The sequence below is a fragment of the Flavivirga spongiicola genome (genome assembly GCF_030540825.1).
In the GTDB taxonomy this organism is placed as follows: Bacteria; Bacteroidota; Bacteroidia; order Flavobacteriales; family Flavobacteriaceae; genus Flavivirga; species Flavivirga spongiicola.
Genome location: NZ_JAUOEO010000001.1, coordinates 1317887 through 1340298 on the forward strand (window position 1 = coordinate 1317887; position 22412 = coordinate 1340298).

The following is a 22412-nucleotide window of genomic DNA, read 5'->3' on the forward strand; positions in this document are numbered from 1 at the left end:
TTGTTTTCTAAATTTCTAAAAGTCGTCTTACTACATGATTAAAATTATTTGAAAATTCATCCTTAAAATTATTTGAAGTAAATCTGCTTTCTATTCCATGGAGCGAAATGACCACTTCTATTCTGCTAATATTTCTAATAATACTTAGGTCTTTAAGTATAACAATAGTATTTACTGTGCCTGAAGTTGATGAAGAACTGTTTATTGCTGATCTTGAACTTTGAGTAAAGTTTGGCCCTGATGCTTGATCTAATCGAAAAATAATAGAATCTAATAGACGATTTTCATAGCCAGAAGTGTCATTGAGTTCACTATATAGACCGAAGTATATTATGCTTTTTGGTTCCAAAAAATCTGCTTCTATTTGTGCTTCGATTATATCGTTACCTCTAATGTCTGTAGTTCGACCAATATTTATTTCAAATTGAAAAAAAGCACTAGCTAAACTAGAATATTGCCTAGAAATTGTCTCTGGAGTCTCTATTTGATATTTATAACGATTAGGAATAACATTTTCTCTAACGTTCCTGCTCATAAATGAAAATATTCTTAAACCAAAATAATTATAGTATAAAGCAGTTCCATTGTATATGTCCTCTACTGTTAAGGGTTGAGGATGTGATGAGTGAGATATGGTCTGTTCTGCTTCTCGTATCAATGAAAAGAAGCCTGCTACGAACATTATTCCTGTTCCTATACCTAATACTACCCATCCAGCTGGTCCAGTAGAAAAAGCCAACATTAGTTCACCAACAATGACAGAACTCGCTCCAAATATATTGAGTCCTGCCAGAAAATCATCAGCTGTGTTAGTAGTTCTTTGGGCTTCGGTAAGTCCATCTATGGCTCTCCATAAAGTAAGTGTTGCTCCAAAGACCCCTAGAAAACGAACAAAACTAATTGCTCTTCCTCCAAAAGCTGAAATACGCCACCTTCCCTCTAAAGGGATAACAAATCTTGTTCCTCTATATACTTCAGTTAGTTCTGCGGCAAATTTACCTAAGGTTGCGGCAAACTCAAAATGATTTCGCATTCCTCTATCGGGATTTGAATACAATTGAATAGCTTTTGCTACAATATCTATAGTGTTTAAAGCAGCGCCTAATGCACTAAGTCTTGGAGGAGTCGAGAATCGATTCGCATTGATCCCATCCAAAACAGTATCCGCGGTAGCTGAATTTATTGGGGCATTTTTATAAATCAAAGTATAGTTAAATTCTCGAAATATTTCCGTTGTGCTTCCTCCAAAACTTGGCCTACTAACTATAGCAGCGGATGTTCTAGTAAACTCAATTCCTAAACTGTCAAAGAGCGTACTTAAGTTGTTTTCAATTTCTCCTATTGTTGTTAAAATTGAACTAGGATTGCTAGAAGTTCCAATTGATGTAAGAGATTTGATAATATAAACTTCCAAAAAAGCTTTATATATGTATGAAATTGATTTATGCCATTGTCGACCACGTCTCCAAATAGCTGATAGAGTTGTCCATCTTATAGAATTATTTGGACCAGAAATAGAATGTCCTAAACCATCTTGCACAAAATTATTTGCATAAATCCCTATAAGTTCATTGCCATCTGTTGTTCCTTCAAGTGCGAAGAATGCCTCAGCTAGTAGTTCAACTAATTCAGGATTTGATTTTAAAAGATTCATGAAATATGGCCGCTCAAATAGATTAAGTTTTAATGAATCACCAAGAAGATTAATGTTCCTATTTGAGACCCTTTGAAATGAACTAAAGGCCGAACGTACGTCACTTGCTTTTTGTTGACCCATCATTTCCCGAATAGCCTCTTTTTGCTGAAAACTTAGACCCCTACTACGAGTCATTTGAAGAAACAGATTATGTAGACCCATAAGATCATTAAGACTAAACCCACTCGTTTCATGTTCTCTATTTATATTTCTTATAAGTCGTTCCTTTGCTCTTAATAAACGATTAATTGTAATTCGGACCTTTCTTGAGATATCATAGTGAACAAAAAAGGAAATCTCAACATCCCCTTCTATTCCAGAAGTAGAAGAAGAATTTGGAGAACTAAAATTAATTAATGCTGTTCTCTTACTTGGAATCCACTCATCCCCTTCCTGTGCAACTTGTAGATCCTCGAATTTATAATTCATTAGTGTTATTCTCCTAGCTAGACTGGACTCAAAGATACCGTCATCGTTGTATCTTAATCTATAAACAGCTTTTACATTGTCAGGCAATTTTATTGTAGCAACAATACTGTTCGTTTCTTCCCCTGGGATCACATAGAATATTTCTTTTGGAATTTCAACTATAACAGGTTCTGGAGGGTTACCTTGTGGTTCGTATGGGATAGATATTCGTAATTTTTGAATACCTTCATAAACATCCAAACGCCTAGAAGTAGATTCTCCTTTAAAATCCTTGGTTTGATGGATGTAAAAAGGATCCCTATATGCCGCAGTAAGTTGTTCACTATTTCTGATGTTGAATGGCAGACTAGGATGTGATGTGACTAAATTATCATCATACAGACGTTGATAAAATTCATTTGTATCAAACCAAAAGAAATCCTTGGATATCCAATTGTCTAGATTAGTCAAGGTTTTATTAAAAACTCCTAGACCTATCTCAATGTTAATTCCTGACCCTTTTAGTTGAAATAGAATGTTTTCCTTTTTAACAGGGAGTAAAAAACTTGAATTGTTTCCCCAATTATTATTTACAAATAAGGTTGCGGAATCTAATATTAATTCATGAGTGGGGTCGTTAAAAAGCATTGATTCCCAATCTAGCAAATTCCTTCTAGCTTCAGGGATTATCTCAATATTACTACCTTCCAGATAACTACCTGCCGTGGTCTGCAAAACTGTCTGTATTTCGAAATTATTATTTTGAACGTATTGTTTGAACACATTCGAAACAATTTTAATAGCGGCATCGCCATCGGAATTTAATTGCGGAGTAGAAAAATGAAACCCTCTTACAAGGGGTGCAACCCAATTATGATAACTTGGAATAAGACTTGATCGTTCAGGTAAAAAGAACAGTTTCCATTCAAAACCGCTACCGTTATTATTTGGAAGCTTAAACATAATTATAAATCCATCAGTGGGTGCTATAATGGAGATTGAGTCATTATTTCTACTTGAATAATTGTAAAGCCTAATATCGTTTGATATCAATTGAAAGGGATTACTTGCTTGTAAAGGAAATGGAATACTCATTTTCTACAGTATTTCTAACGGATTTGAATAAATGTATACATCTTGTTCACTTTTTAATTTATTATTACTTCGAACGTTAACTAAATAAATAATCGAATTATCTTTGTCAACCTTATCCTCAAATTGATCACCGATGATAAATCTGCGCCAGTGTATTAAAGTTTTCCATTTAGGATTTCCTTCCGTCCTTTTTTGAATAAAAATTTCAAGATTACTTGACTCACCTTCGGCAACTGTTAAAATAATTACATCGATATTGAAAGTATTATTACCTCTTTCTATTACTATTTTTGGTACTTTTGGAGGAACTATTTCCAATGCGCTAGATTTTTTGATTTCTGAACCGACTGATTTTACATCAAAATAATTAACTCCGAGAATTCGATAATAATAATCCTGTAAACCTGCCAAACCAGAATTTGTAAAAGGAATCAGTTCATGTTGTTGTACTAAGTGTCGTATTTCATCATTATCACCCTCATATACCACTGCAACCGAAATGCCATTTGCTATTTTTCTTAGATTTGCTGTAGTTTGTGGAGCACTTGATCCTGTGTAATAATTCAAAGCTTGGTGCTGATTTTCAATTGGGCTGGCTTCCTTGTCAAATTCATCTAACCGATAAACACCTAAAATTCTTGCGACAGGAAACTCCTCAGGAATATGTATTTTATTATTGAAAGTTTTAATTCTAGGATCAGGAATCCTGTCAACAATTCTCGGGTCAAGTTCATTGCTCCACCAGCGTAAATCCTCTAGCTCCTTTTTACTTTCAGCACGGTACAATACATATTCTTTAAAGTCAGGCTCTCTATTTAATGACCATTGAAGTGTTACTTGTCTATCTCCTGCTTCTACTTTTGTAAAAACTGGTTTCCTTGGCGGTTTTACAGCTATGGTTATTGCCGCTTCACTAAGTGGACCCCAAATAGTGCTTTCTGATAAGGCTTCATTCATGGTTTTTAATCGATAGAAATATCGGTTGTTTACAATGCCATTTACCTCATCTATATATTTTTTTTCTCTAATTGGCTTTCCGGTAAGTAATTTGAATGCTTTTTCATTACCCATCCGTTTCGCTAGGGTAGTGATTTCTTTACTATCTTCTACTTCGATAAGCGATGGGTAAAAGCGATCTGCCCATTTTCGCCATATAGGAGTAACTGATTGCCAATCAGCACTATCGACAACCGTAGGAAATAATTCTGCTAGGGAAACTTCTTGAGTTTGAAGCCAATCTGTAAAATCTACATCATCATTAAAGATAACTTGCGGTTCCATATTTTTATAGAAACCTTGACGGGTTCTGCGTTGTTCTAAATCTCTGGTATAGATGTCGCTGTCTGTAGCTCTGAATACTTTATAAAACAAAGTTTCTGATGGAGGAGGGTCACTCCAGTCCACAGTAATTTTTGACTTGCCATAGTAGTCGGCTTTGGCTCCTACGGTAACAATTGGCCTAGGAGCCTCTCCTGGTCTTTTTCTGTTAACAGCTACCATGACGGTACTGCGTGATAAATCACTTTTTACATCATCTACATCAGCACTTGTAAGAGCAAGATGATATTGCTCCGTCGTTTTTCCGTTAATAAATTGAGGTAATGCATTTAATTCTCCCTCATAATTAAAACGCCTGCCGATATAAAAACGCAACGGATGTGTGGCAGAAATAATTATTTCTGGCTGTGGTTCATCTTTTTCACCTGGTGTGGTGTATAAGACTAATTTCCTATTACTAGTCCACCTATGCCATAGCACATAAAATGAACGCCATTTATTTTGCGGTTTAGATTTATCATAAAAAACAAGAGCACTAGGCAGGTAATCTTTAGGCTCAGGTTGAACATAAGTGTTGGGTCTTTGAAAATTGGATATGGTTATTTTATACACTTTAGAAAGCGGGAACCAATCTATTTTCTCTTCATTTATTAATCTTTTTCGCTCAACTATCAAGGGGTCTGAACTACTTTTTAAATCATCTTCCAAAATTGCCTCCATGACTTCCAAGGCAGGTACTTGACCCACGGACAAGCTTAGCGGCTCCATATATGGAAGCGGAATTGAATCTATACGTGGTTCAATAGTATCAGCAAGGCTTCTATGTGCATTTGAGCCCTCAGGAATACTGATACGGAGTATATCCCCATCTTTTGGAGTCACCAAAGGTTCGGATGCGTATTTGACTTTAAATTCGGGTTCATCGCCCGTAGTATGACTTTGTATTTTAAATTTATGCGGGCCTATCAGACAATTTTGTCCCTCCAATTCATTTGCCTCAAAATTGAGACGGTTGTTCTCAATCTTTATTTTAAACTCTTTGGACTCAAAACTTCGTGCAGGAGGTAGAACTTCTATTGGGCTGGATAATTCATTTTGAATACCTATGGATTGATATAAATTAAACGTGCTAACTTCTTTAAAGAATAATTGCTGAATACCTGTCCAACCCCATGTCAATTCATAAAAGAAATCTAATGGAATGGAAACGAAATCGCCTGTTTTGGGTTGTAATTGTTCAAAGGGAACAGCTTTAATATTGAATTTAAAGAATGACGTTGAGCCTTGCTGAGCAGCATCACCAATTTCAAAAGATTGTTCTACGATTCGATTTACCGTCTCCATTATTATTGGTGGCAGGAGAGGATTGCTAGTGTTTTTCTTTGGAACTTCGTAACTGATTGTTCTTTTGATGGTAAAGTCATAACCAATTATGTTATCTTCTAAAATACGACGATATGGAATATTGGTAACCACAGAGTACCCTATTTTTATGGAATTGTCATTGTCATCCAAAACGTCATCGCCATTTACATCTTTCTTAATCCAGTCTTCAACTGTAGTTATCTCTCCTGTTATAGCTTTAAATTTAGCATGTAGGTTAACTGGTGGGTTATAAACGGGTATAGCATTCGTTTTTATTTTTTTAAGGAAACCATGTGTACTTATTCTTCCAAATAAATCAATGCTTCTAGCTCCATAGTGGTAATTGTTATTTTTTAAAAATCTATCGATTAATTGTATACTGCCCATTTTTTGATGCCATTCATCAATGGTCAATGCCTCTCTCCAAAATTGAATATTACTTATTAAACCATTAAAAGGATACTTGATATTAGTGGAACCTGTTGGTAAAATTTCTGAACCAATGGCAATAGCCATATCATTTTGTGTAATAGGTCCCAAGGAAGCCCTATGGCTACTATCCAACTTTCCATTTATGAATAACTTTAAGGTGCTTCCATCATAGCTTACTCCTAGGTGGCTCCATTGATTTTCTTTTATTTTACCTATAGAATCAAAGTAACTGTTATTCAGCCAAAACCTCAAATGAAACTGATTACCAGATTTAGCTAAGCCTAGCCAAAAACCATTTTGATAATCATTTCCTAGTAAGGTGGGAAAGGGTTCAACCATTATATCATTCGGCCTAGCCCATACAAAAATTGAAAACCTTGAAGACAAGGCCTTCATAGGATTTGTTTTATTTATAATTATTTGTTCTGCTCCATCGTACGTTAAGTATGTTTTTTGATCATAAAATATCAATTGAGCCAAACCTTGTTGTTGAGGAAGATAAACAGCTCCCTTTTTTAATAGATGTTTACTTTCAGAGGGATGAATAACCTGTTGCCATATACTAATTTCTGACATCTCTCCAATAAATGTAGAACTTAAGTTCCTTGAGCTAATAGCAACATCAGCACCTATGAACACATCATTTCTAGGAATGCCTACCTTACCGAGGTCAGCCTCGACCGGATCATCAAAATTTAAAAAATGAAAACCACCATAACGAAAAACAACTTGGTTGCCGTCATAGGCAACAGATAGTTCTAATGTATGATTCGTGGGGATTAAAAAATTACCTTCAACTAAGTTGCCATTGATCCATAAGCGTGTTTTATAACGACCATCTGGTTCTTTTTTAATCCCCCACCAGAAACCATTCCTCTTACTATTTCCAATTAGTGTAGCTGTATTGGGGCATAAACTATTTATTTTAACTTTGGCTTGTAAGGTGAAATTATCACCTAATACCTTTAGATGATTTTGACTTTCCAAAACCAACGCTTGGTTCCCATTTAATTTTAGATTATAAGGTGAGGTTTGATTTTCCGAATCTGATTTCACAAATTTAGGATTGCCAAGTTTAATTGCGTTTATACCATCTTTAATGTTAGATAAATGACCATTTAAGGGCCAATAGCCTAATAAGCTCGGCAAACTTAGATCTGAGATATTATCCCTATAGATTGCAGGAGAACTAATATTTTGTAATTGTGTTGGTAACACAGTACGACTATTTGAAGAAGTTGTTCTACTAAATTGAATTCGGACAGGATTGTTAAGTTGGTCTAAGTCTTTCAGTACCTTAATAGTATCAGATTCCTTTGGTATTAAAACCTCGCTAATCTTTGGAGTAGTAATTAAAGTGCTTAACTTTATTTGAGAAATTTTATTATTCACTTCTCCATTATTATTTAGAATCGCAGGCATTTGCTCATTAACTAGCTTACTAATAATTGGTTTTGGTAAAGTTTTGGTAAAAGAAGGATCCAATATTATAATGTTGTGGACATTACCTATAGCGCCAAACCTTCTTCGATAAGTAATCTTGTAAATTCGAAAAGTTTCGCCAGGTATTTTCTTAAAATTTAATACTTGAAATGGAGAACTTGGTCTTGTAATTCGAAGGTGTTTACTGTCGTCGTCGTATGATAAGCGTTCTCCAAGAGTTGTTAATTGCCAATTACCTGAAGAATTGCCTAATTCATACTCGATGGTCACTTCCTCGACAGGATATTCGAATTCAATCAAAAATCCTGGATTTAAGTTGCCTTTAACCAACAGGTGAGACCTATACAAATCATTATTTTCATTTAAAGAGACTCCTAAAGTTCTTAGATTAGGAACTACTTTTAATCCTTGAAATTGTAACGGAATGACACCTTGGCGTATATCGTAATTTTCAAAGGTGGTAGTTAATGAAGCGAACATCATATTTTTCCAATGCCCTTGAACTAGATATAAATATTTATTTAAGGGATCAGCTTCAGTATCTATTATGTATAACCCCAACATTCTGGCGATATATGGATCAACACTGGCAGCCATTAACACATCCATTACCCGAAGACCACCCTTCAATCCATTTTCTGCAATATCCTCACTATCCAAAAAGGCATTATACATTTCTTCAGAATTTCCTGAATTTGTCAAACGCTCAATAACATCTAGTAAATCATCAGCAACTTGATCATATTTTGCTTTTATAGCTTGGGAAACTAAAACCTCATTTATTCTGGAAAGTGCCTCTCTTTTATTTTTGGGTAAGTTGATTTTTATTTCCCACTCCAGTAAAGAAGTTGGAGTAGTACCTGAAGTCAAATGTGTTGAATCAAGTCTATTTGAAGTAACTTTAATATGATAACGTTGTATGGTAAATCCATTTTTAGGAAAACCCATCTCAGGATTAAAAGTCCAGCGTAGGTGACTACCAGATACTGCCTTTTTTCCATCGAAAAGCTCTGTGGAAGAATTTAGACTTAAAGCTACTAAGCCTAAATCTGGTTTTTGAAGATTTAGCATAAAATATCAATAACTTTAATAAAAGTTTTTAGCTAAAATCAATTAAATAGGGATTGTTAAATTTACAAAAAAAATGATACACTCTCTCTTTTAATCTTAAAAAGCTACATATGAGAATCATAAACTTTACAATACTGGATAGAATGGTCAATGAGAACCACCTTCAGCGGATAAAAGTGAGCATAGCAATAACTATTGCAATTCCTTTTATAGCTTAAGGTGGAATGAGTTTTTAAGTGGCTCAAAAATTTTCGTTTTCTGTGGTTCACATTGACCGTTTTTTGCACTCTGTATCGATAATGGCAATCTTTGTCCAGTCATTAGTGATTCCATAGGCTAGTAACAGGGCTGAGTAACTTTTACCGAAACCTGATGCCCCTGATAATCCAAGCCTTAATTTTACTTGATGTCTTTGTGCTTGCTGTAATTTCATAATGTATTTGTTATAATTAAAAATGTTAGATGTTATTGAATAAAAAAAGAGCCTCATTTCTGAAGCTCCTTTATTCTTGTTTGAAGTAAATTGTGATTAGATAACCACTTCTTCTTGTACAACATGGTCTTGTACGATGGTTTCGTCTTCTCCAACGTATTCAAAACGATGTGATAACATGATTACTTCTCCATTGTCAGGAATCTGGTATTCATAAGGTTCTACTTCGACCTTTTTAATGTCTCCTGGTAGTTCTGTGCCTTTTAAAATTTCACACGTTGCCTTATCAAATGTACAAGACACTGATGCTCTTCTTGCCGTTAGATAAGTTCTACCTGTTTCTTTACTTTTTACTGCTTCAACACCTCCTTGAACTTCAAGTGCATTAAATTCTTTCCCATCCTCTGATTGACAGGCTCTGTAATCTACGATTGTAGCCATAGTTTTTTATATTTTAAGATTAAACAAAATGGAAAGTACCCACCGGGTAAGTCCCAATCGTTAAATAAGAGCGGGGTGGTTCTTTGGGTATGGTCGTAGACTTGATAAAAAGCGTCTTCAAAAAAAATATAAAATATATATTTTTGAGCTTTCTAGAATTTTAAAAGTTTGGCAATACTACTTACCCTACCTACTCAAATATTTGGTTTATTCCTAATAGAACTAATACAAAAATAATTACATAAATACAGCCATTTAGATTATTTTGGCCATGTTCTCCTTTAAAGGCACTATTATAATCATCAGGTCTTTTTCTCTTCTTATTCATAGCTAATTTACTTTTTGAAAGACATATACTTCCTGTTCTGTTGAATTAGAATCTGTATCTGCGTCTATTTTAAGTGTGGTTGCTGTTAACTCAGTTATTAGGTAATCTCCGATAGTTCCGTTATCAAATTGACCATTTATTGTAATCCTCAAGATATCATCATTGACAATCTGCCAATTACCTGTATTATCCCATTCTAATTCACAGTCTGTTACTGTGTAATATCCCGTTTGAGCAAAATTTCTAGTGTTTGAAAATGTAGTTCTTCCAGTCTGTTCACAGGCACTATAATTATCTGTTATAGTTGTGCCATTATTATCTACAAATTCGGCTTGTATAGGCTTCCAAACACCTTCTATTTTGGAATTAGCATTGTTATCATCATCTGAAGGACTATCAGAGCTGCATCCAGTTGATAATAGAGTTCCCATAAGGATAGCTAGAATCGGTTTTAAAAATTGATCTTTCATTTTTATTTACTTTAGGTTAATAGATAGACTTATTGTTTGTCAAATATAATTAAAATGACAGAATTGCGTCCTTTAGTCCGCATTATTTTCTATAACAACTTATTCCTTTGTTGTATATGGTCGATATCAACAAAAGAATATGTAATTACATTGCAAGTGAATGGATAGCTATAAGTAAGTCCAATAGGAGTTTTGCTATTGAGCATAACATAGATGAAAAGACTGTTAGAAAGATTCTTCAAAAAGATGGTTATAGGATACCTGTGAAAACTTTATACAAGATTTGTGAAGCGAAGGAATTGAATATGGAAACCTTTTTTAAGCTTATACAATTATAATATTAAGCTATCAACTTATCTACCAAACGATTCACCATCCAAACTATCAATAAGTACAGAGAAATTATGAAAATACTCACTAATCAATAGATAATCATCTTTGATTTCTTCTAATATTTCCAAATGCATATCTTCAGGTGAATTTGCCTTAAACTTGAACCTATCTTTTAGTTTTACTGGCACAATTTGCTTAATACTATTGACACTTATAAAATCTTTGTATTCTTGCCATTTTAATTTTAGGTCCTTCTGGAAAAAAGTAGGCAGGTCACTAACCTCTTTTGCTTCAAACTCCAGAACACTCATTTGATAAATCTCCGATCCTTCTCTAATGAATAAACTAGAGGAGTCTTCTCTATAATAATCTTGTGTAGCTAAATCGTAAAACAAAGCTTCTAATTTTTTGAATCCTTCCTCTCCATTTTCATACTTTTCATAAATACTTAAAGACACTAAAAAAGTATGAATTGTATCATGTAGAAATCTATACTGCCTAGTTTTAACGTCTTCAAATCTCTCATTTGCCACTGACACGAGTAATCCAGAATTTATTCCAAATTCAACTTTTTCTTTATTTGAATCGTTAATATAAATGTTTCTTTTTCCCTTGTTAAAATATGTTTCAAAACTTAGTGAAATCAAGTTTGAATCAATTACGCCATTCTCCGTTTTCGTCATAGACTCTACAAAATCTTTATAAAGGGTATTAATGCTGTAAGACTTACTAATATTGCTTTTATAGGACTTATTGACCAGATTTACGGCAAGTCTTACCAAAATCGGAAGGTAATCACCAGCCTCATCTTTACAGATATCCAATAACTCTCTATTTAGCCTTTTGTCTGGATTTAAATAGCTATTTACAAAAATCTCAACATTATTATCGTTCAATCTTTGGGGCTCGATTAAAATATAATTCTTTGAGGTTTTAAATTCAGTTTCAATTTTCTTATTTGGTCTAATGGTGGCTATAACACAAGTATTTCGCCCAATATCGTTACTTGCTTTTACAAAGGTTTCAAAAACACCTTTTGGTATTCCTGCTTCAGACAACCCATCAAAGAAAAGTATAAATGAGCCACTGGAAAGTTCTTTTTTAAATGAATCTTCAACAACTAAGCTTCCCAATGCATTCTTAATAATTGATTCCACACTCTCATTTTCTAGTTGTTCGCCACTTACATATATTGGAATTGGCAATGCAGTATCATTATTGTATTTAATTATATATGCTTTGACAAAAGCCCGTAATAACGCTGACTTACCTTGACCTCCAGGGGCTTTAATTAGTATATGTGGTGCTTCCCTATGTTTAGCATTAGTTGTTAATTCTAGCAGCTTATCTACAGGAGCAGACTCAATTGAAGCGTTTCCATTAATTCTAAATCTTGCCGGAATAGGTACATAAGACTCATCCTTTATGTCATTTACACTATTAACTTCCTTATCAAAATTAATGCTCTCAATATGTTCCTTAAAATAACGCTTTTTAAATGCTGGAATAGTTTTTAAAAATGAGTTTAATAAATCAAAAGGTGTTACACTTTGTAATTGCCTGTACATATATGGTGAGATAAAACCAGAAAAAACAGACGCTACCAACAAAGTAATTGACCCTAAAATGAAAGTAGTAGAATCGAAATGTTTAGAAAACTCTTCAATGAGGCCATCTCCATAAGATGTAAAAAAACCAGAGGTTACAAATACAATTAAAGGCGAATATCGCTTAACTATGCTAGGTAGAAGATTTAATTTAATTATTAGGATTGACAATAATAATAACCCTAGTAAAAGCAATATAGTTTTTCCTTCGTTAGCCTTAAAGAAAGGTTTTGTAAACATTTTATCTTTAATACTCACAAAAGCTTTAGATTCTTTTGTGCTCAAGGTTAGATAGAAATCATAGGCTTTGTCTGATTCAATTTTCTCATCATTATAAAAGGCATAATTAACCTTAAAAAGGTTGTCCCCAATTTTAAATGCCTCAAGTGAATCTGAATTTCCACCGATCTTATCTCCATTTCTATAAATACCATATTTAAATTCTATTGGATTCGGAAGGCTATCAAAATTGTTAATACTAAATTCAAAACTTTTTTCATTGATATTATTTATTTCAGTGTCTAATTGATTCAATGAATATAAACTCCAAGTATTATTGACTTTGTTATGAATATTAATGATTCCAAAATCCATCGTTTCATTTATATAGTAATTTTTAATATTTGAATCTTCTCCGTATTTATCAGCGTCATTTATAAAGTTAGAATACAAATAATTGTTTTTTAAGGTGTTATTAATGCCAAAACTGATTTTATTTAATGTATCACCATTAAAATTAAAAAAAGAGAATCCATTAATATTATTCAGGCTTAAAACTGAATCGCTGATTTTATCAAAGGCTATAGAATCGTAATAATATCCACCTTCCGTGGACGAAATAGAATCTTTAGGGTAAATGTCATGCTGAATTTTAAATATTGATTTATCTTTTTTATTGATGATATAAGTGTCATTATTAGAATATGTAGAAACTGCTTTTGTTGGTCCAATTGGAAAAAGAGCTTCAAAATCCTCTTTTTTATGCAATACTGTATCATCAATTAACTCTATTTCTCCATTATCTAAAGAATAAAGTTTGTTATGGGAATATTGATTATCCCCACCCTTAACAATTCCAGATTTAGAATTTGTTGCTATCCATAATTCGCTTGGACTACTTCCTCTGTATATTCTATTAATATTTAGGCCCGATTCTATACTTTTAGAATTAATAATGGTATCATTTTCAAATAAAAAAAAGTGCAGTTTATCATTAAAAGCTTTGTTAGAAACAATAGTATCTGCTTGTTCTGAAACCCAAAAAGACTCCCTTTTTTTATCAGTTAAAACTTGAATATTTTTATTTGCAAATAAATTTTCAAATTTTCCATTTGGATATAATATATAAAGACCTTGATTTTCAAATCCATGGGTGAATACTAAGCAATTACCCACTATTTGAAATTCAAAATGCTGTCCAAGGGTTAAAATATTATTAGAGATAGTATTTCTAATATGAGAGCCATTAGTGCTTAAATAGGTGAAATTTTCGGAATCAAAAATCCATATAGATTGAGATTTTCCTAAAAATATATCTGAAACATAATTATAGCCTTTCAAGGAAATTGTATCTAATACTTTGTTAGTGCTAAATAAAATGGCTTCTTGATTATTTGTGTTTTGGTTAAAACCATGCGTCACACCATACCCATACTTATTTGAATACTTTTGCTTGAAGAGATTATTAAAATATGAAGTTTTAATGGAAAATTGCTTATTCCCAATGCTATCAATACTCGTAATTGATTTTGTATTTAATCTCTCTATGTTATAGAATTCCTCTTGCAATAAAAAAGCATACCCACGCTCAAACGGGAATAACTCGTAAGCATCAAAATCTTCAATTGAATCAATTGAGATGATTTTTTTATAATCATCATCTCTTCCGAAAGATAATTCTAACTTTTTATCAGTTGGATTAAAACTACTTAACCAAAATTGCCCGTATTGTTTCGAATATACCTCATCAAACTGTTTAAGTTCTTTAGTGAGATATCCTGACGATTCTATTTTGAATTTATTTTCTTTCTTGGAACAACTAGAAAATAAAAGAACAGTAACTAGTAAGAATAATGAAACAATATCTTTTGATAAGTCCTTCATCAAAAATTGATATTTAAATTAAGAGAGGTTACATCCACCTGAACAAATTTTGCCCCAGGATCATAACCGTTTTTATAATTAAGTCCTATACTTACATGTTCTTGTTTACCTGGATAATAGTTTAGTGAAACATCAAAAATTGGTAAGTCATTCTTAACTAAATTATCGTTACCAAATACATTTCTAAATGTTCCGTTGAAAATAGTTTGCAAGGTTCTAGGCGACCACCAATATTCCAGAAACAATCTTATGAAATAAGTGGAAAACACTTCACGTTGTCCATCTATTATTAGGTTAGGAACTTCGTAATATTCAAAACCAATATAAGGATAATACATTCCTCTATAATCTGAATCTTTATTATTAAATCTCCAAGGATATCCAGGTGCATTTTTAGATAAGCTAAAAAAAGACATCTGTGCTACATACTTAATTTCATTTACAGACTCCATTAAATTTCGCTTAAAAACAAAATTTGATAATAGGTAAGGTTTTACATTCCAATCTTTACCAAAATAATATTCACCATTTAATCCTATGCTTAAATTATCCTTTTTAGCATCATCATTAGAGGATTTGTGCCATTCTACTACTGGGAATAAAGTGAGTATTGAACCACTATTCTTGAGTGGTTCAAATTCAATCAATTTTACGGCGATATCAACGTTAATGAAGTCATTTCTATTTTTGTGGTTTTCAAATAGACTAAGCGTAGCTGGTTTTTTTTCATTCTTTGAACCATCGAATGTTTTTCTAATGCTTACATTCTCTTTAAACCAACTCTTTTTAGTACTAGCGGTATTACTGCTATTTTGAGAAAAAGCTAAACAAATAATAAAGTTGAAAAGAAGGAGTAGGAGTATTCGTCTAGAAGAATGATAAGAAATATTATCCATTAATCTTTTTGTTAATTAGTTTACATAAATTTAATACAGTTTTAGCCTTTTTAACTTCTTTAGCTAAAACGGTTTTTGAACTATCATGCTTTTTCACATAACCTCTTAAGGATAAAGACATGAAGTTGATTTTAGGTGTATCCATTTTTAATGGATGCTTGGTCAGCTCATATGATTCTTTGATTTTTGATGCTGGAAAATTTGCATAATCTCCTATTCTTTCTTTAACATAATTGTACACTTTTGTTTTGGACGGTTTACTCATGATTTAATAATTAAAATTTACAACAAAATTTAGCTCATTCTGGAGAGTGAACTTTTAACTATTAATTATATAAGGGAGAATTTAAAGATAGGAAAAAATGTATTACCTTTTTTATCTACACATTAAAACTCTTTACTAATTGTTAAGTTTTTTGTTTAAAAGTTTCGTTAAGTCACTTACACTCTTTTGAACAACCTTAGCATAGTGACGTTGTGTAATTTGCATTTTGGAATGTCCAAGTAATTCAGAAACAATTTCCATAGGCACATCATTGTAAAGCAATACAGTAGTTGCAAAGGTCTTTCTTGCTATATGATGAGTTAATCTCTTATTTATCCCTACAATAACTGCAATTTCCTTTAAATAAGAATTAAATTTTTGATTTGTAATTACTGGCAATAGACGATCATTTTGACAATACTTCATTAGAACCTCATTAGCCTTATCCAATAGAGGAACAGAAACGGTTGTATTAGTCTTTTTTCTATACATTTTTATCCAGGTATTACCATCAAATCCTTTTATTAGATGCTCTCGGGATAAATTACTCATTTCAGCATAAGCCAACCCTGTATAACAACAAAACACAAACATATCTCTTACTTGTGACAGCCTACTTTGAGCAAATTGATAATCTTCTAAATCTTTCAATTCTTCTTTAGTCAAGAATACAACCCTAATTTCATAACGCTTAGGTTTATATAATATAAAAGGGTCTTTCTCCAACCAACCTTCTGCTAATGCCAACTTTACAATCTTACGTACTCTCTGTATGCTTTTATTAATAGTTATCTGCTTATGCCCAAACTCAGATTTTAAATAGAAATCAAAATCTCTAAGAAAATTCATTTTAATAGATTCTAGTAAAATATCATTTTTATTATACTGATGTTTAATGAAATTAGTTGTATGTTTTTTAGCTTCAATAAACTTCCTGTAAGTAGAGTTTGTGTATTCTATACCCACTAACTTATTCATGCGTTCATTATGCAATTTAAACACCTCTAAAAGCGTCTTATGAGTCTTTATATTCTCTCCTTTATACTTCAAATAAACATCATCTACATCAAACGTTTCATTGCTAACTTGTAGAAATAAAAAAGCCTCATTAATCTTTTGACTAATAAGGCTTAATTGTGTATTGATGTAATTATTATCTGGATTTGGTGGTTTTGCTTTCTGTTGTTTACTGCTCCAATAATCTGGATTTAAGAATAGACCTAATGAGAATTCTTTACGTTTTTTTAAATAGGTAATCCTACATCTAATAGGACACTTTCCCTTTTTATTTACTTTATGTTTATGCAAAAGAAAAAGTATAGTCATTTTATTGATATTCATAGTTTTATGTTTTTAAAAATGGTACACCTAGAAAGGAATATGGTACACCTAATTGTTTACCTTTTTTTAAAGGTTTAACAGATTTATATTTCTGAAGTAATTATGTAAACCTTGAGTTTACAGCATAAAAAAAGAGTAACCATTTCTGATTACTCTTACTTTGTAGCGGGAACTGGACTCGAACCAGTGACCTTCGGGTTATGAGCCCGACGAGCTACCTACTGCTCTATCCCGCGATATCATTTTAAAATAATTTACTTAGCTTTTAACTTTCGGTTCATAATGCCGACCAAATTATTTCGGACTGCAAATATACAATCCTTTTTATGTTTCTACAAGAATAAAATTAGAAAATATTATTGTTCAATGCTACTAGCCTGAAAATCTATTAATTCCGAATTTAAAAATTGAATGGATACTAGAATGGGATTACAGCACACCTCACAATCTTCAATATAGGATTGTTTAGAGATAGAATTATCAATCAATACAGAAATCCTTTCCCAACAATATGGGCAAGTAAAAAATTGTTCTAACATAATTATATAAAATTAAAAAAGCCGACATAATTATGTCGGCTTTCTAAGTTAAAATTTATAAAATATAATTATTCTTTTTCAAGATCCATAGTAGCTGTAGAGTTTTGCATCTGTAAATGCATTAAACTGGGAGGGTTTTTACCAGAAACACTAATATATTCTTCATTTAAATTATTATCACTCACCATCATAGTATTTAACTTAGTTAAGTTCATTAACTCCATTGGTACATCACCTGTAAATTGGTTTGTAGACAATAATAGCTCTTCTAAGTTTGCTAATTGTGCTATTTCAACAGGAATCTCACCATCCATTTTATTATCCATAAGACTTAACTTTTGTAGTTTTGACAAAGCGTATATCTCTTTTGGAATGTTACCTGTTAAATAGTTACTTCCTAATAAAAGTTCTTTTAAATTAGTTAAGCTCATTAGTGAATTAGGAATATTGCCAGCAAATTTATTACTATAAAGTTTTAACGCCTCCAATTTTTTTAACTCACCTAATTCTGATGGAATATCTCCTTCAAAATTATTCATAAATAATTCTAAAGATGTTAATTCTTTTAAATTTTTTAGAGTCAATGGTAGCTTTCCTGTTAATTTATTAAAGCCTAAATTAATTTTCTTCACATGAGTTAAGTTCCCTATTTCTTGTGGTAACTCTCCTTGAAGATTATTAAATTGTAAGTTAATTTCAACGACCTTATTATTTTCTACTTTAATACCATACCATGTATCGATAGTGGTATTTAAATCCCAAGTAGCATTCCACTCAGGGCCCTTGGTTGCATTATATAAAGCAATTAGTGCATCTTTTTCGGTAGAAGAAATATTAGCAAATGAATAAGCCGTTACAAAAAAGCTTATTGCTAAAAGTTTTAAAGTCTTCATGTTTCGTGTAAATTAGGGGATTAATCTACTAACGAAATTAAGTAATGTATCGACGAAAAACTATTTTATTCGACGAAATGCATTAAATTTTAACAAATACTACTCATTAAACTGCTCAATTTCCAGCTGAATGCCTTCCCATTTCTCCATAAAGCCTTGCAAATCAGTTTTCATTTTTTGATAATTATCGAAAAAATTCGCCTTTGAGGTCACTGTTTCATAATTAGTTTCAAGCTCTAAATCAATAGTTTTTATATCACGCTCTAACTGATTGATTTGTGCCTCAACATTACTCAATCTATTATTTAAAGACTTTAACTTTTTTTGATCTTCATATGATTGGTGATTCTTTTCTTTAGGCACATCCTTCACAACGGTTCGCTTCTCAACATCGCGAAGGCTTTCAACTTTACGCTGTTCTAAATAATAATCTATATCGCCTAAATACTCTTTTATTTTATGATCTTTAAACTCGTACACCAGATTGGTTAAGCCTTGAAGAAAATCCCTGTCATGAGACACCAAAATTAAAGTTCCTTCAAATCGTTTTAAAGCCTCCTTCAGCACATTTTTAGACTTTATATCTAAGTGGTTTGTAGGCTCATCCATTATTAAAACATTGAATGGTTGCAACATTAATTTTGCCAATGCTAAACGATTTCGTTCTCCTCCGGAAAGTACACGTACATATTTTTCAACCTCATCACCACGAAATAAAAAGGATCCTAGAATATCACGTACTTTACTCCTATTGGTTTCGTTAGCAGCATCGATCATCGTGTCTAAAACCGTCTTACTACCATTTAAATATTCTGCTTGATTTTGAGCAAAATATCCTATTTGCACATTGTGCCCCAATTTTAAATGCCCGTCATGTTTTATATCTCCAACTATGATCTTAGCTAAAGTTGATTTTCCTTGTCCATTTTGTCCAACAAATGCTGTTTTACTATCACGCTCTATAAGTAAATCAATATTTTTTAAAACCTGATTATTTCCATAGTTTTTTGAGACATTTTCGGTTTCCACTACTACCTTTCCAGGTGTTATAGACACTGGGAAATTAAGTGTCATCACACTACTATCATCAGCATCAACTTCAATCCTATCAATTTTATCAAGCTTTTTAATAAGCGATTGCGCCATGGTTGCTTTTGATGCTTTAGCACGAAACTTCTCTATAAGCTTTTCTGTTTGTTCAATCTGTTTTTGCTGGTTTTTCTGAGACGCTAGTTGTTGCGTTCTTAACTCTTCCCGTAATACTAAATACTTCGTATAAGGCTTCGGATAATCATAAATTCTGCCTAAAGAAATCTCAATGGTTCTATTAGTAACATTATCTAAAAACATTTTATCATGCGATACAATAACTACGGCCCCTGGATAGTTTTTTAAAAATCCTTCTAACCAGATAATAGATTCTATATCTAAATGGTTAGTAGGCTCATCTAATAAAAGGATATCATTATTTTGAAGAAGTAATTTAGCCAGTTCTATTCGCATCCGCCATCCACCAGAAAAGGTATCGGTGAGCTTATTAAAATCTGGTCGTTTAAACCCTAACCCTTGAAGAATTTTCTCAGTATCACCTTGATAGTTATAACCACCTAAAATTTCATATTGATGTTGAAGCTCATTAATATCAATCATCAATTGGTTATAGTCTTTACTTTCGTAATCCGTACGTTCTGCCAATTGGGTATTAATCCCTTCCATTTTCGCTTCCAACACTTTGATCTCAGTAAAAGCTTCGTAAGCCTCTTCAAGTACCGTTCTCCCTAAAACAAAATCAATGTCTTGTTTTAAAAACCCAATTTTCAGTTCTTTATCGGCAGCAATTTGTCCTGTATCGGGTTCCATCTCCTTTGATAAAATTTTGAGCATCGTAGATTTACCTGCTCCATTTTTCCCAATAAGACCTATTCTATCCCCATTACCTAGTTTAAATGTAATATCTTCAAACAGGTATTCACCTTGAAATGAAATCGATAAATTATGAATGTTCATCATAGAAATGTAACTTATATTTTAGCGCTTTTATTATTAAAAACTTATTTTTGCTCTAGATTTCTGATTTACTCATTAATCTCTATTTAAATGGTATTCGTGCATCTTTGATTTCGCGAGAAAGGCCATTTTAATAGAAATCTCGATTTATAACCAAGAAGTCTTTTTTCTATTGCGCTTGCAAAAATACATTAAATTATATGTTTAAAAAAGGAACAAAATTATATAGTATTCTAACAGGTACTTGCCCAAAGTGCCACGAAGAATCTATGTTTAAAAATAAGAACCCTTATATACTTTCTCAGGCTTTAAGCATGCATGAACACTGTAGCAATTGTAAAACTAAATACAAAATAGAGCCTTCCTTTTTTTATGGTTCTATGTATGTAAGTTATCCGGTTGGAATTGCATTTGCCACGGCTGCTTTTGTTATTTCATTTTTTGTTTTTAATGCAAGCATACACATTGTATTTATATCAATTATTGCCACTCTGATTGTGTTTATGCCTATTATTTTAAGGCTTTCAAGAAATATTTGGATTAACTTTTTTATGAGCTACGATAAGTCGTTTGCTAAAAAATAGTTTACTTCGAACTCAGGTCATTTTAGCTATATCACGCTTAATCTGGGTTAAAAAGAAAAACGATTAATATCAATTTCTTTTTCTAAAGGCATATTGTTTTCAATAAAATTATAAAGCTGTTTGGCTACATAAGGACCAATCATAACACCTCGTGTTCCTAACCCATTAAGCACAAAAAAGTTTTTATGTTTTTGATGACGTCCAACTAACGGGCGCCTATCTTTAACTGTAGGGCGAATTCCTGCAACCTGATTCACTACTTTATAAGAGCAGTTAATTAGCTTTGTAAGCTTATTTAAGAGATCTTCTTTTGCTTTTTTAGTAATAGTATTACTTAAGTCTTTCCATTCATAAGTGGCCCCTACAATGTATAAATCGTTGCCCATCGGAATTAAAAAAACACCTGCTTTTAAAACATAGTTTATTTTTAAATCCGGTGCGTATATAGTTACCAACTCTCCTTTTGCTGGTACTAGTGGCAAATAATTAAAATAAGGGTTTTTTACAATACCGTATCCTTCAGAAAACACTATATGGGTTGCTGTTATATTTTGATATTGGATTGTATTACTTTCAATTTTAACGGCATCATGGTTAAACGCGTCTTCAAACAATAAGTTCTTCTTCAATAAATCTGCTTTATAAGCTTCAATCATTGTTTTTACATCTATTCTCCCAGTACCCAAAACTTCACCAAATCCAAAATTTGCTTCAATGGCACCATTTTTATTTTTAACGATTGCTTCTGAAAGATATTCTGAAAGTATAGGCTTGTCTGAAGCAGCAAACCAATCATTTTGTTCTTCAAGCGATGCGAACTTACGGTAAACAGGAATTTTATAATCTAATTTTATCTGTAGCTCTTTTTCTAAACGCCCATAGAGAGGTAATGCTATTTCTAATTGTTCTTTACTTTTCCAAACAGATGTAAAGCGTTTTAACACTATCGGGTTATATAGGCCTCCTGCCACAGTAGAAGATAGTTGTGATGCATCATCAAACACTACAAATGTTTTATTATGTGTTTTTAATTGCTCACAAAAACTAATGCCTGCCAACCCAATTCCTACAACGATATAATCTACTTTCATAACGCTACGAAGATAATTAGTGTCTAGTCGGAAACATAGCAAAATTAAAAAAGTTTCTTTTTACAATTTTTGCATTTATCTGTAACCGACTGATGCTAAAGCATTGCCTCATAAAAAGTAGATGTAAATCTCACCAAAAATAAATCTTTTGATAAAAATTAATTTGCTTCCGACCAGTCACCAATTAGAAAATGGGTTCTTCCCACAGGATATCTTGAGTAAAGAATAATAAATTTCAAAATGCTGTATAAATAAAAACGCCCACTTTTTTAAGTGGGCGTTTCCTATATTCT

14 protein-coding genes and 1 tRNA gene are annotated in these 22412 nt (G+C 32.3%); 1 reads left to right on the top strand and 14 read right to left on the bottom strand.

The genetic code is table 11. The annotated features are described in order from the left end of the window. Nucleotides 1–7: 7 nt before the first annotated feature. The 13 genes from Q4Q47_RS04980 to Q4Q47_RS05040 all read right to left on the bottom strand — a co-directional run bounded on the left by Q4Q47_RS04980 (nucleotide 8) and on the right by Q4Q47_RS05040 (nucleotide 20447). Entirely contained in the window at nucleotides 8–3199 is a 3192-nt protein-coding gene (locus Q4Q47_RS04980; RefSeq protein WP_303305548.1) for a hypothetical protein, read from the bottom strand. Between the two features lie 3 nt (nucleotides 3200–3202). Continuing rightward, entirely contained in the window at nucleotides 3203–8788 is a 5586-nt protein-coding gene (locus tag Q4Q47_RS04985) for a LamG domain-containing protein (RefSeq protein ID WP_303305549.1), read from the bottom strand. A gap of 529 nt (nucleotides 8789–9317) precedes the next feature. After that, nucleotides 9318–9662 (bottom strand): hypothetical protein, encoded by a 345-nt coding sequence (locus Q4Q47_RS04990; protein WP_303305550.1) that lies wholly within the window; start codon nucleotides 9660–9662, stop codon nucleotides 9318–9320. A 190-nt stretch (nucleotides 9663–9852) separates the two neighbouring features. Then, on the bottom strand, nucleotides 9853–9990 hold the full coding sequence (locus Q4Q47_RS04995) for a hypothetical protein (protein WP_303305551.1): 138 nt from the start codon (nucleotides 9988–9990) through the stop codon (nucleotides 9853–9855). 2 nt (nucleotides 9991–9992) lie between these two features. After that, on the bottom strand, nucleotides 9993–10460 hold the full coding sequence (locus Q4Q47_RS05000; RefSeq protein WP_303305552.1) for a lipocalin family protein: 468 nt from the start codon (nucleotides 10458–10460) through the stop codon (nucleotides 9993–9995). A 353-nt stretch (nucleotides 10461–10813) separates the two neighbouring features. Next, nucleotides 10814–14503 (bottom strand): NACHT domain-containing protein, encoded by a 3690-nt coding sequence (locus Q4Q47_RS05005; RefSeq protein WP_303305553.1) that lies wholly within the window; start codon nucleotides 14501–14503, stop codon nucleotides 10814–10816. Next, nucleotides 14503–15399: a hypothetical protein gene (locus Q4Q47_RS05010; RefSeq protein ID WP_303305554.1), complete on the bottom strand. Its 897-nt coding sequence runs from the start codon at nucleotides 15397–15399 to the stop codon at nucleotides 14503–14505. Before Q4Q47_RS05010 ends, Q4Q47_RS05005 begins: the two co-directional genes overlap by 1 nt. Continuing rightward, nucleotides 15392–15664 carry a hypothetical protein gene (locus tag Q4Q47_RS05015; protein ID WP_303305555.1) on the bottom strand — a complete coding sequence of 91 codons (273 nt, stop codon included), beginning with the start codon at nucleotides 15662–15664 and terminating at the stop codon, nucleotides 15392–15394. The genes Q4Q47_RS05010 and Q4Q47_RS05015 overlap by 8 nt, the downstream gene beginning before the upstream one ends. Before the next feature lie 135 nt (nucleotides 15665–15799). After that, nucleotides 15800–17005: a site-specific integrase gene (locus tag Q4Q47_RS05020; protein ID WP_303305556.1), complete on the bottom strand. Its 1206-nt coding sequence runs from the start codon at nucleotides 17003–17005 to the stop codon at nucleotides 15800–15802. A 163-nt stretch (nucleotides 17006–17168) separates the two neighbouring features. Next, nucleotides 17169–17241: transfer RNA gene (locus Q4Q47_RS05025), tRNA-Met, on the bottom strand. A 120-nt stretch (nucleotides 17242–17361) separates the two neighbouring features. Further along, nucleotides 17362–17544 carry a CPXCG motif-containing cysteine-rich protein gene (locus Q4Q47_RS05030; protein WP_303305557.1) on the bottom strand — a complete coding sequence of 61 codons (183 nt, stop codon included), beginning with the start codon at nucleotides 17542–17544 and terminating at the stop codon, nucleotides 17362–17364. Between the two features lie 68 nt (nucleotides 17545–17612). Continuing rightward, nucleotides 17613–18437, bottom strand: a complete 825-nt coding sequence (locus tag Q4Q47_RS05035; protein WP_303305558.1) for a Two component regulator three Y domain protein — start codon at nucleotides 18435–18437, stop codon at nucleotides 17613–17615. A gap of 99 nt (nucleotides 18438–18536) precedes the next feature. Then, entirely contained in the window at nucleotides 18537–20447 is a 1911-nt protein-coding gene (locus Q4Q47_RS05040; RefSeq protein WP_303305559.1) for an ABC-F family ATP-binding cassette domain-containing protein, read from the bottom strand. 197 nt (nucleotides 20448–20644) lie between these two features. Here Q4Q47_RS05040 and Q4Q47_RS05045 point away from each other — a divergent pair, with 197 nt between their 5' ends. Beyond that, nucleotides 20645–21028 carry a DUF983 domain-containing protein gene (locus Q4Q47_RS05045; protein WP_303305560.1) on the top strand — a complete coding sequence of 128 codons (384 nt, stop codon included), beginning with the start codon at nucleotides 20645–20647 and terminating at the stop codon, nucleotides 21026–21028. A 47-nt stretch (nucleotides 21029–21075) separates the two neighbouring features. Here the strand turns inward: Q4Q47_RS05045 and Q4Q47_RS05050 are convergent, their stop codons facing one another. Further along, complete coding sequence (locus Q4Q47_RS05050; RefSeq protein ID WP_303305561.1) at nucleotides 21076–22119, bottom strand: NAD(P)/FAD-dependent oxidoreductase; 1044 nt, start codon at nucleotides 22117–22119, stop codon at nucleotides 21076–21078. Nucleotides 22120–22412: the final 293 nt, after the last annotated feature.

Coding starts and splice junctions, on each gene's coding strand:
- Q4Q47_RS04980 (WP_303305548.1), bottom strand. CDS start 3,199: ATGAGTATTCCATTTCCTTTACAAGCAAGTAATCCCTTTCAATTGATA.
- Q4Q47_RS04985 (WP_303305549.1), bottom strand. CDS start 8,788: ATGCTAAATCTTCAAAAACCAGATTTAGGCTTAGTAGCTTTAAGTCTA.
- Q4Q47_RS04990 (WP_303305550.1), bottom strand. CDS start 9,662: ATGGCTACAATCGTAGATTACAGAGCCTGTCAATCAGAGGATGGGAAA.
- Q4Q47_RS04995 (WP_303305551.1), bottom strand. CDS start 9,990: ATGAATAAGAAGAGAAAAAGACCTGATGATTATAATAGTGCCTTTAAA.
- Q4Q47_RS05000 (WP_303305552.1), bottom strand. CDS start 10,460: ATGAAAGATCAATTTTTAAAACCGATTCTAGCTATCCTTATGGGAACT.
- Q4Q47_RS05005 (WP_303305553.1), bottom strand. CDS start 14,503: ATGAAGGACTTATCAAAAGATATTGTTTCATTATTCTTACTAGTTACT.
- Q4Q47_RS05010 (WP_303305554.1), bottom strand. CDS start 15,399: ATGGATAATATTTCTTATCATTCTTCTAGACGAATACTCCTACTCCTT.
- Q4Q47_RS05015 (WP_303305555.1), bottom strand. CDS start 15,664: ATGAGTAAACCGTCCAAAACAAAAGTGTACAATTATGTTAAAGAAAGA.
- Q4Q47_RS05020 (WP_303305556.1), bottom strand. CDS start 17,005: ATGAATATCAATAAAATGACTATACTTTTTCTTTTGCATAAACATAAA.
- Q4Q47_RS05030 (WP_303305557.1), bottom strand. CDS start 17,544: ATGTTAGAACAATTTTTTACTTGCCCATATTGTTGGGAAAGGATTTCT.
- Q4Q47_RS05035 (WP_303305558.1), bottom strand. CDS start 18,437: ATGAAGACTTTAAAACTTTTAGCAATAAGCTTTTTTGTAACGGCTTAT.
- Q4Q47_RS05040 (WP_303305559.1), bottom strand. CDS start 20,447: ATGATGAACATTCATAATTTATCGATTTCATTTCAAGGTGAATACCTG.
- Q4Q47_RS05045 (WP_303305560.1), top strand. CDS start 20,645: ATGTTTAAAAAAGGAACAAAATTATATAGTATTCTAACAGGTACTTGC.
- Q4Q47_RS05050 (WP_303305561.1), bottom strand. CDS start 22,119: ATGAAAGTAGATTATATCGTTGTAGGAATTGGGTTGGCAGGCATTAGT.